Here is a 9380-nt window from a genome sequence, read left to right on the forward strand (position 1 = left end):
GGGACGGTGCCGGACACCGACGGTAGGTCAGTTCACGGTGACCGGCAGCTCGTACAGGTCGTTCTGGGTGACCACGGGCTTGTTCCGCAGCTCCGTCGCCGGCACCGCCAGGTCGAGCTTGGGGAAGCGCTCGAACAGGGCGGGCAGCGCCACCGAGGCCTCCAGCCGGGACAGCGCGGCGCCCGGGCACACGTGCGGGCCGTGGCCGAAGGCGATGTGCCGGATGGGGTGCTCGCGGGTGATGTCGAAGACGCCGGCGCTCGGACCGTGCTGCTTCTCGTCGCCGCCGATCGCCGCGTAGGAGACGATCAGTGCCTCGCCCTTGGCGATGACCTTGTCGCCGACGGGGACGTCCTCGGTGGCGAAGCGGATCAGCACGTGGGAGGTGGGCGTGGAGTGGCGCAGCGTCTCCTCCACCACCGACTCCCAGCTCGCCTTGCCCTCCCGCACCAGCGCGAGCTGGTCGGGGTGGGTGAGCAGGTTGACGACCGCGTTCACGATGAGGGAGATCGTGGTCTCGTGGCCCGCGGCGATCATCAGCTGCAGGGTGCTCTGGATCTCCGCGTCGGTGAGGTGGTCACCGTCCTCGGAGGCCGCGATGAGCGCGCTGGTCAGGTCGTCGCCGGGCTCGGCGCGCCGGTCGGCGACGGTCTTGGCCATCAGGGTCGCGAGCTCGCCGAGGGTGGCGATGACCTCGTCGGGCGGGGTCTGGGTGGAGAAGAACTTCTCGAACAGCACCTTCAGGCGGGGCAGGTGGGCCTCGTCGATGCCCATCAGCTCCTGCACGACGTACATCGGCAGCGGGTAGGCGAAGGTGGCCTTCAGGTCCAGCACCTCGCCCTCACGTGCCGCCTCCTCGACGCGCTCCAGGAGACCGGCCGTCAGCTCCTCGATGCGGGCCCGCATCTGCTCGACGCGGCGGGGGGTGAGCGCCTGGGCGACCAGGGCGCGCAGCCGGCGGTGGTCGGCGCCGTCCACGGTGAGCATCGAGCGGCCGGGGTTGGCCAGGCCGATCAGCGCCCAGTCGGCGGGTATCTCACCGCGGGTGAAGGCGTCCCAGTGGGCGATGTCCTTCACCAGCCGCGGGTCGGTCAGCAGCGCGCGGGCCTCGGCATGGTGCGTCACGGCCCACACCGGCACCCCGCCGGGCAGGACGACCGCGGCCAGCGGGCCCTCCTCGCGCAGCGCGGCGCTCTCGGTGACCAGGTCGCCCACCAGCGGGTCCAGCACGATCGGGGAGGCCGCGCGGTGGCCGGTGACCGGGCATTCCATCAGAGTTCTCCTAGCACGGGGGTGGGTGTGAAACGCACGGGGAGCTTGGTCATGCCCCGCAGCCACGGGGACGGACGGCGCACCAGTTCGGCGGGGTCGACCGCCAGTTCGAGGTCGGGCAGCCGGTCCAGCAGCACCTCGATGCCGGTGCGGGCGATGGCCTCGGCGATCTCCTGCGCCGGGAACGGGCAGCGGTGCTCACCGTGGCCGAAGGAGAACCAGGCGTTGTTGCCGTTGGTGGATGCCCCGGCCTCCAGGTGCACCTGCGGGTCGGCGTTGGCCGCGGCGAAGCCGAGGATGAGCAGGTCGCCGGAGGCGATCTGGCGCCCGCCGAGCCGGGTGTCGCGGCTGGCCCACCGCCCCGCGATGTTCTGGCTGGGGGTGTCCTCCCACAGGACCTCGTTCATGGCCTGTCCGACGCTGTTCCGGCCACCGGTGAACGAGGCGGCGAAGCGGTCGTCGGTGAGCATCAGCCGCAGCGAGTTGCCGATCCAGTCCGCGGTGGGCTGGTGCCCGGCCACGGTCATCACCATCAGGTCCTGCACGATCTCCTCGTCGGAGAAGTCGTACCGGTCGGCGAGCATCCGCGAGACCACGTCCGCGCCCGGCTGCTCCTTCTTCGCCTCGAGCAGCTCGGTCATCGCGGAGTAGACGTACATCTGGCCGGCGATGGCGTCCGCGCCGCCGTCGACCAGGTCCTTGACCGCCTTCACCAGGCGGGGGCCCTGCTCCTCGGGGAAGCCGTAGAGCCGGGCCAGCACACGGACCGGGAGCAGCATCGCGAACTCGTCGAGGATGTCCGCCCTGCCGCTGCCGCAGAAGGTGTCGACCAGCCCGTCGGCGTAGCGCTCGGCGTGACGGCGCAGTTCGACCGCGTCGATGGCCTCCATGGCGTTGCCCATCATCGCGGCGCGCTGCCGGTGCCGCTCACCCACGGTGTAGAGGATCGACGGCTGCTTGCGCCCGATCATGGGCAGCAGCGGCCAGTCGTCGGGGATGCGGTCCCACTGGTTCCACAGGTCCGAGTCGCGGCTGAAGAGCACCGGGTCGCCGGTGACGTGCAGCAGTTCCCGGTAGCCCAGCACGAGCCAGGCCGGTATGCCGCCGTCGAGCTCCACGGGGGCCAGGGCCCCGTGCTCGCGGCGCAACTCCCGGTACAGGGCGGCCGGTTCGACGTGGAAGCGCGGACCGCTGAACGGCACCGCCCCGGCGAACGGGCAGGCGCCGGCGGCCGCGGAGGGCTGACTGGTCACGGGGCGGTCCTCTCCCGGGGGCGCGGGCGGGCGCCGGACAGGGTCTGCAGGTGCTGGACGAGGGTGATGAGGACGTCCTTGGAGGACTGCCGGGACCGCGCGTCGCAGTCCACCAGCGGCACCCCGTCCGCCAGCGACAGCGCGTCGCGGACCTGTTCCTCGGTGTGCTTCGGCCCGCCGAAGTCGTTGCGGGCCACCACGAACGGGGTGCCGTGGTGCTCCAGGCGGTCGATGGCGTACCAGGAGTCGTCCAGCCGGCGGGTGTCGACCAGCACCACCGCGCCGAGCGTGCCGGAGAACAGCCGGTCCCACAGGAACCAGAACCGTTCCTGCCCGGGCGCGCCGAACAGGTAGAGCACGGTGCGCGCGTTGACGCTGATCCGGCCGAAGTCGAAGGCCACGGTGGTGGAGGTCTTCGCCCCCACACCGGCGAGGTCGTCGACCCCGGCTCCGGCCTGGGTCATCGTCTCCTCGGTGTTCAGCGGACGGATCTCGCTGACCGAGCGGACCATGGTCGTCTTCCCGACGCCGAACCCACCGGTGATGACGATCTTCAGCCCGTTGTCGGCGCTCGCGTCGAGCGGCGCCCGCGGCCCCGGCGGGCCGGGAACGAGGCCGGGGTCAGAGGTTGCGTAGTCCAACGAGCACCTGCTCCAGGATCTCGGGGTCCGGCAGTTGAGCCGCCGTCCGGGCGGTACGGGGGTGCCGGGCGCTGATCCGGCCGGTGTCCAGCAGGTCGCACAGCAGCACCTGGGTGATGCCGACCGGGAGTCCCAGGTCGGCGGCGAGCTCCACGACGGCGGTGGGCCGGCGGCAGATCCGCAGGATCGCCGCGTGCTCGGACTGCATCCCCGGGACCGGATCGCACTCGGCGACCACCAGGGTCACCAGGTCGAACGCGTCGGACGCGGGCCGGCTGCGGCCCGACGTCAGGGTGTACAGCCGGTCCGGATCCTCCTCCCGGCCCGGGCGGGGTGTCATGCGCCGTCGCCGTCCTCACCGGGCACCTCGCGCGGGGGCGCGCTCAGGTGCTCACCGAGCTGCTCGACCAGCTCGTGCATGTTGTGGCCGATCAGGCCGACCTCGGCGTCGTCGTCGGCGACGACCGCGAGGTGGGCGCCGTCACCGGCCTCGACGATGAACAGGATCCCGCCGTAGAACTCGGCCATGGCCTGCCGCACGCCGCCGCTGCCGTCGCCGAACTCCATGGACGCGCCCTGCGACAGGCTCTGGATGCCGGCGGAGATGGCCGCGAGCTGGTCCGCCTGGTCCACCGAGAGCTCGGGGGTGCGGCACAGCTTGAGCCCGTCCCGGGACAGGACCAGGGCGTGGCGGGCGCCCGGGGTGCGCTCCAGCAGGTTCTCCAGCAGCCAGTTGAGCCGCTCGTCCGTACTGGTGTGGCCGGTGGCCGGTGCGGTCATCGCGCGTCGCTTTCTGGGGATGGGGCCGTCGCGTTGTGCTCGTCGCGGTCCGCGCGGGGCGCGGTCGCGGGTGACGCATGGTCGGGGGCGGGTGCGGGGGCGGCGGGGGTGGTGCCGTGCACCGCGCTGCGGAAGGTGCTGAACCGTGCGGCCCGTTCGGCCGCCGTGCCGTGGCCGCCGGAGCTCGAAGCGGCCCGTGCGGCGGGCCGGTCGTGGCCGGCGGAGGACAGCGTCTGGCCGCGGCGGCGCTTGGGCAGGCCGCTCTCGCCCAGTTCCGGCGCCGTGCGCCGGACCTCCTCGTCGCGGTCGGACGTCTCGGCGGGGGCCGGCACGGACGGGGTGGCGGCCGGGGCCTCCGGGGGCAGGACGGGCTCGGCGTCGGGGCCGGCGTCCGTGCCGGGACGCGGGACGGTGAGCATCTCCTGCGGGATCATCATGACCGCGCCGGTGCCACCGCGGGCCGAGGGCCGGAAGGACACCGTCAGGCCGTGCTTACGGGCCAGCCGGCCGACGACCGTCAGTCCGAGCCTGGTCCCGGACAGGCCGGTCAGATCCCCGGACCCGGCCGCCACGGCGCTCTGCGCCCGGCGCAGCGCGACCTCGCCCATGACCAGGCCGCTGTCCTCGACCGTGATGACCGCGCCCGCTGGCACCTCCTCCACGTACACGTGGACCTCGGCGGTGGGCGGGGAGAAGTTGGCGGCGTTGTCCATGAGTTCGGCCAGCGCGTGCATCACGCCCTCGGCGGCGTGGCCGACGACGGCGACCTCGCTGGTGGAGTGGAGCCGCACCCGCTGGTAGCCGGCGATACGCCCCATCGCGCCGCGCAGGATCGACTCCATCCGGATCGGCTTGGCCCACCGGCGTCCGGAACGGGCCCCGGTCAGCACGGCGATGCTGTCGGCGAGGCGGCCGGCCTGGGCGGTGCGGTGGTCCAGGTGCAGCAGGTCGTGCAGTACGGCCGGGTCGCTGTGGCGGTGCTCCATCTGCCGCAGGTCGGCCAGCATTCCGGTGGCCAGCGCCTGCATGCGTCCCGCGGCGTTGGCACCCACGGCCATCGCCGCGGCGCGGCGCGACTCGCTCGTGCCGACCCGGTCGGCGATCAGGGCCAGCATGCGGCGCTGCGGTCCGGTCAGTGGCTCGCGCACCGCGGTGAGCACCCGGTCCACGGTCTCACCAGCGGCGATCCGGCCGACGGCGGCCGGCAGCAGCTCGTCGGCGAATCGTTCCGCCTCGGCCCGCAGGGCGTCGAGCTGTCCGGCGAGGCGCCGGGCCCGCCAGCGCTCCTGCGCCGCCACGGCCACGGCGCAGGCCAGCGCCAGGATCCCGGCGGCCGCGCCGATCACCGCGGGGGCACGCAGCGACCCGGGGGCGGCGACCACCAGCCACACGGCGACCGGGACGGTGACCACCAGGGCTACCGCCAGGGCCCGCGCCAGGTACGCGAACGGAGCGCGCTGCTCACGCCGCCGTGCCGGGATGCGCAGGCGCCCGGTCCGCGGGCGCGGGAGCGCGGTCTGCGCTGTCATCGATCAGGACCTCGGGGCCGTACGGACGGATGGGATGGGCGAAGCGGAATCCAACAAAAACGGGCACCACCACGGGCACGAATCCCAGGCGGGTTCCGTGTTCGCGGGGAACTCGCGGTCACTATATGCGAGTTGCCAGTGGTGTTGATCAATGCTCCGATGACATTTGTTGGCTGGTGAGGATATGTGAGGTTGCCGCGGCATGCCGGCGCCCGAGCGAGGGGGAACCGGCGCCTCCGCTCCCCGCAGGCGCCGCCACCGCCGCGTCCAGCGCCGTCACGGCTCCCCGGTGCCGCTGACCACGTCGTTCGCCATACCGAACGGGCCGGGGCCACGGCACGCGCCCGCCGGTCGGCGGCCCGGGGCCCGCCGGGCGCGGACCGCGGGCGGCGGGAACCTGACGACGTGTCCACTGTGCGACATGTCGCAAGCGCGCCACGCCGTTCACCCTCGGACCGGCTCAGCCCGCGGCCGAGGCGGCACGGTGCACGGCTTCCGCGTCCGCCTCCGGCTCCGCTTCCGCCTCCAGCGGCACCTCCGCGCGGACGAACCGCGCGGCGACCGCGACGACCAGAGCCAGGACCAGGGCTCCCGCGCCGACGAGGAACAGCGTCCGGTGGTCCTGGCCGGTCCGGGCGAAGACGTAGGAGTAGAGGTAGGCGGAGAGGGCCAGCGACAGCGCTCCGGCGACGGTCGCCTTGCCCCATGCCGCCGACTGCGCCTCGGGGTGCCGCGGTACGAGTTCGTGGACGCGGCCCAGCACGACGGGCACGACACCGGGCGGGAAGGAACCGATGACCACGCTCAGCACCGCGATCTCGGGCAGGGCGTGCGCCGTGGCGAGCGCGGCGAGGGCCCCCGTCTGCACCAGGGTGATCAGCAGCAGGGCCCTGGCGAAGCCGAGGCGGTCGCCGAGGAGGCCGTAGAGGGTGGGGCCGACGAGGGCGCCGAGTCCGTACAGGATCCAGATCATGGAGCCGCCGGCGGAACCGCGGCCCAGGCCCCGGCTGACGAAGTCGGCGAGGAACGCCATGGCCGGGGTGAGACCCATCGAGATCAGGGCGTACTCCACGAGCAGCAGCCGCAGCCGCGGCGAGCGGGCGGGCTTCCGCTCCCCCGGCACCGGCGCCGGCACCGGCACCGGCGCTGCGGCGACCGCGGACGGCGACGGGGCGGCGACCGGCGTCGGCCAGCCGTTCCAGCTCAGTACGGTGAGGATCGCGCACAGGACGGCCAGCCCCGCCCAGGTCCCGCGCAGTCCGAAGTGCAGCAGCAGGGGCACCAGGGTCCCCGTGGCGGCGATGCCGACACCGAGCCCCGCGAAGATCGCCCCGCCCGCCAGCCCGCGCCGCTCCCCCTTCAGGTACGGGAGCACGGCACCGGCCACCCGCACCATGATCACGCCGCCGGCGAGCCCCGAGGCCAGGCGCCAGAGGAAGAACCACGGCACCGAGACGGGAACGCTGCAGGCCAGCAGCGCGAGCGTGGCGAGCGCCATCATCCACCGCAGGGCCCGGCGGTCGCCCAGCCGGCGCCCCACCCACCGGGCGCTCAGCGCGCCCGCCAGGTACCCGGCGAGGTTGGCCGCGCCGAGGTACGCCACCGCGGACGGGGAGAACCAGTGGGCGTTGATCAGTTCGGGGACCAGAGGCGTGTAGGCGAACCGGGCGAGGCCGATGCCGACGAAGCTGGCGCTCGCGCCCGCCGCTATGGCCCGCCATGCGGCGGGTCCCGGTGGTGTGGTGGTCATGTGCTCGCTTCCGCCTTCCGCCCGGTCGCGACGGATCCGGGCGGCGCCCGGTCCGTCAGCAGTCCGGGCCATCTTTGACAACCCCGTCATGTTTGACAGCCTTGCAAACTTTGACGGAGCCGTCAAAGATGAATTACCGTGGGCGCATGGCTGGACGGCGTCAGTTCGATGAGCAGCACACCCTGGGCCGGATCCTGGACGTCTTCTGGAACCAGGGGTACGGAGCGACCTCCATGCAGGACCTGGCGACCGCCACGGGCGTGCAGCGCGGCTCGCTCTACAACGCGTACCACGACAAGGAGACGCTGTTCCTGCGCGTCTTCCAGGACTACGCCGACGCCTTCGTCGCCGAGGCCGCCGCCACGCTGGACCAGCCCGACGTCCGGCGGGCGCTGGAGGACTTCTTCGACTTCACCATCGCCTCCATGACCCACGGCACCCCCGCCCGCGGCTGCCTGTCGACCAAGACCGCCACCGACACCCAGGCGGACGCCGAACCCATCCGGGCCGCGATCCGCGGCCTGCTGGACCGGCTCGAGGGCGTCATGGCCGAACGGCTCTCCCGCGGCGATGCGGCCGGCCTGCTCGCCGTCCCTCCCACCGAGGCCGCGCGGGTCCTGGTCACCATGACCCGCGGCACCGTCGTCATCGAGCGCGTCTACCAGGACGCGGACCGGCTCCGGGCCACCGCGAGGTCCCTGATCACGATGGTGCTCGGCGCACGGCAGCAGGCCACCGCCTGATCAACGGGCCCGGTAGGGTGCCCGGTTGACTTTCTCCGCTCCCTGGAGAGAGGGGATTCCTACGGCTCGCGCTGTAGGGTTTCCTGCTTCGTCGCCGGCTGCCCGCCCGGATTTCTCCGTTGAGGTCTTACACCGGCTCCACAGGCTGACACCGTCAGTCCGACGGCCAGCAGGTGCATCAACCAGTGAGCACCTGCTGCATAATTGGGGATGGACACCGGTCCGCCGTCGCGGCGAACCAACCTTCCCCGCCCCGCCCCTCAGGGGTTCGATTCCTCCCCGTGCTGAAGGGCAGAGTTCCACGAAGGAGATGGGATGACCGCGGCGGAGGGGAACGAGCCCGGCTGGACGGACACGCGCACCTGGGTGCAGCGGCACCTGCGCGACGGGGAACACCTCGAGTCCGCGGAGCCGCTCCGCGGCGGCTGGACCTCGCACATGCGCCGCCTGCGGGTCACGGGGCCGGGAGGCGGACGCCAGTTGGTGCTGCGTTCCTTCGTGGAGCCCTTCTACCTCCGGCACGCGGAGGGCCTGCTCATCCGTGAGGCGCGGGTCCTGGCGCTGCTCGGCCCGACCGCCGTCCCCGCCGCCGAGTTCCACGCCGTCGACGCGACGGCGGAGCACTGCGACCATCCGTCGCTGCTCATGTCCCACCTCCCGGGGGAGGTACGCCTGGCGGACACCGACGCCGGGGCGCGGGCGTGGCTGCTGGCCCGTCAACTCGTCCGCATCCACGGGCTCGACGTCGGCGAGACGGACCGGCCCCGCACCTACCAGCCCTGGACGGCGCCCGAGCGCGTCCGCCCGCCCGGGACCACGAGCCGTCCGGACCTGTGGGCCCGCGCGGTGGACGTCATACGCCGCGACCCGCCCGCCCACGAAGGCCTGTTCCTGCACCGCGACTTCCATCCGGGCAACGTCCTGTTCTCCGGGCACGGCGGCCACCTGCGCATCTCGGGCGTCGTCGACTGGGTCGAGACCTCCTGGGGCCCCGCCGACCTCGACGTGGCCCACTGCGCCACGGCACTCGCGCTGTTGCACGGACCCGCTGCGGGACTGCGCTTCGCCGACCTCTACACCGCCGCGGGCGGCCGGCTGGCGGACTCCCCCGGCGCCCACCTCTACTGGCGGCTCCTGGACGCCCTCGCCTTCGCACCCGACGCCGAGAAGGTCGCCGTCCCCTGGCGCGAACTCGGCCGCACCGACCTCACCCCGGCGACGCTCGCGACGCGCCTGGAGACCTACGTCGCGGCGCTGCTCGCCCGCTACGGCGACGCCTGACCCAACAGGCGGGCGTCCGGTGCCGGACACCGTTCCCATCTGTGCAACTGCGCGTACTCCCCCCGGTTTTCGTCTTGTCACCCGGGTGTGATCACCACGAGGGTGCAGGGCGAGCCGCGGGCGCGAAGGTG

9 protein-coding genes are annotated in these 9380 nt (G+C 73.2%); 2 read left to right on the plus strand and 7 right to left on the minus strand.

Annotation, left to right across the window (positions count from 1 at the left end):
- Positions 1–27: 27 nt before the first annotated feature.
- The 7 genes from ACFYYN_RS35365 to ACFYYN_RS35395 all read right to left on the minus strand — a co-directional run bounded on the left by ACFYYN_RS35365 (position 28) and on the right by ACFYYN_RS35395 (position 7225).
- Positions 28–1272, minus strand: coding sequence for a cytochrome P450 family protein (locus ACFYYN_RS35365; RefSeq protein ID WP_500548970.1), 1245 nt, complete (start codon positions 1270–1272; stop codon positions 28–30).
- Entirely contained in the window at positions 1272–2525 is a 1254-nt protein-coding gene (locus ACFYYN_RS35370) for a cytochrome P450 (RefSeq protein ID WP_500328896.1), read from the minus strand. Before ACFYYN_RS35370 ends, ACFYYN_RS35365 begins: the two co-directional genes overlap by 1 nt.
- Positions 2522–3166 (minus strand): GTP-binding protein, encoded by a 645-nt coding sequence (locus tag ACFYYN_RS35375; RefSeq protein WP_499509236.1) that lies wholly within the window; start codon positions 3164–3166, stop codon positions 2522–2524. The genes ACFYYN_RS35370 and ACFYYN_RS35375 overlap by 4 nt, the downstream gene beginning before the upstream one ends.
- Positions 3147–3506 (minus strand): DUF742 domain-containing protein, encoded by a 360-nt coding sequence (locus ACFYYN_RS35380; RefSeq protein WP_499509237.1) that lies wholly within the window; start codon positions 3504–3506, stop codon positions 3147–3149. The genes ACFYYN_RS35375 and ACFYYN_RS35380 overlap by 20 nt, the downstream gene beginning before the upstream one ends.
- Positions 3503–3946, minus strand: a complete 444-nt coding sequence (locus ACFYYN_RS35385; protein WP_500328897.1) for a roadblock/LC7 domain-containing protein — start codon at positions 3944–3946, stop codon at positions 3503–3505. Before ACFYYN_RS35385 ends, ACFYYN_RS35380 begins: the two co-directional genes overlap by 4 nt.
- The gene (locus ACFYYN_RS35390; RefSeq protein ID WP_500548971.1) at positions 3943–5475 is read right to left on the minus strand and encodes a sensor histidine kinase; all 1533 of its coding nucleotides are present in this window, start codon (positions 5473–5475) and stop codon (positions 3943–3945) included. The genes ACFYYN_RS35385 and ACFYYN_RS35390 overlap by 4 nt, the downstream gene beginning before the upstream one ends.
- 460 nt (positions 5476–5935) lie before the next feature.
- The gene (locus ACFYYN_RS35395; protein WP_500548972.1) at positions 5936–7225 is read right to left on the minus strand and encodes a YbfB/YjiJ family MFS transporter; all 1290 of its coding nucleotides are present in this window, start codon (positions 7223–7225) and stop codon (positions 5936–5938) included.
- Positions 7226–7371: 146 nt separating this feature from the next.
- Here ACFYYN_RS35395 and ACFYYN_RS35400 point away from each other — a divergent pair, with 146 nt between their 5' ends.
- Together ACFYYN_RS35400 and ACFYYN_RS35405 are read left to right on the plus strand one after the other, a co-directional pair.
- Positions 7372–7968 (plus strand): TetR/AcrR family transcriptional regulator, encoded by a 597-nt coding sequence (locus ACFYYN_RS35400; protein WP_500548973.1) that lies wholly within the window; start codon positions 7372–7374, stop codon positions 7966–7968.
- A gap of 315 nt (positions 7969–8283) precedes the next feature.
- Positions 8284–9249, plus strand: a complete 966-nt coding sequence (locus ACFYYN_RS35405; protein ID WP_500548974.1) for a phosphotransferase family protein — start codon at positions 8284–8286, stop codon at positions 9247–9249.
- Positions 9250–9380: the final 131 nt, after the last annotated feature.

This window comes from Streptomyces sp. NPDC001902, from assembly GCF_042891295.1.
GTDB lineage: Bacteria > Actinomycetota > Actinomycetes > Streptomycetales > Streptomycetaceae > Actinacidiphila.

Bases quoted from the DNA above. Each gene is read 5' to 3' on its own strand.
- ACFYYN_RS35365 (WP_500548970.1), bottom strand. From the start codon at position 1,272: ATGGAATGCCCGGTCACCGGCCACCGCGCGGCCTCCCCGATCGTGCTG.
- ACFYYN_RS35380 (WP_499509237.1), bottom strand. From the start codon at position 3,506: ATGACACCCCGCCCGGGCCGGGAGGAGGATCCGGACCGGCTGTACACC.
- ACFYYN_RS35395 (WP_500548972.1), bottom strand. From the start codon at position 7,225: ATGACCACCACACCACCGGGACCCGCCGCATGGCGGGCCATAGCGGCG.
- ACFYYN_RS35400 (WP_500548973.1), top strand. From the start codon at position 7,372: ATGGCTGGACGGCGTCAGTTCGATGAGCAGCACACCCTGGGCCGGATC.
- ACFYYN_RS35390 (WP_500548971.1), bottom strand. From the start codon at position 5,475: ATGACAGCGCAGACCGCGCTCCCGCGCCCGCGGACCGGGCGCCTGCGC.
- ACFYYN_RS35385 (WP_500328897.1), bottom strand. From the start codon at position 3,946: ATGACCGCACCGGCCACCGGCCACACCAGTACGGACGAGCGGCTCAAC.
- ACFYYN_RS35405 (WP_500548974.1), top strand. From the start codon at position 8,284: ATGACCGCGGCGGAGGGGAACGAGCCCGGCTGGACGGACACGCGCACC.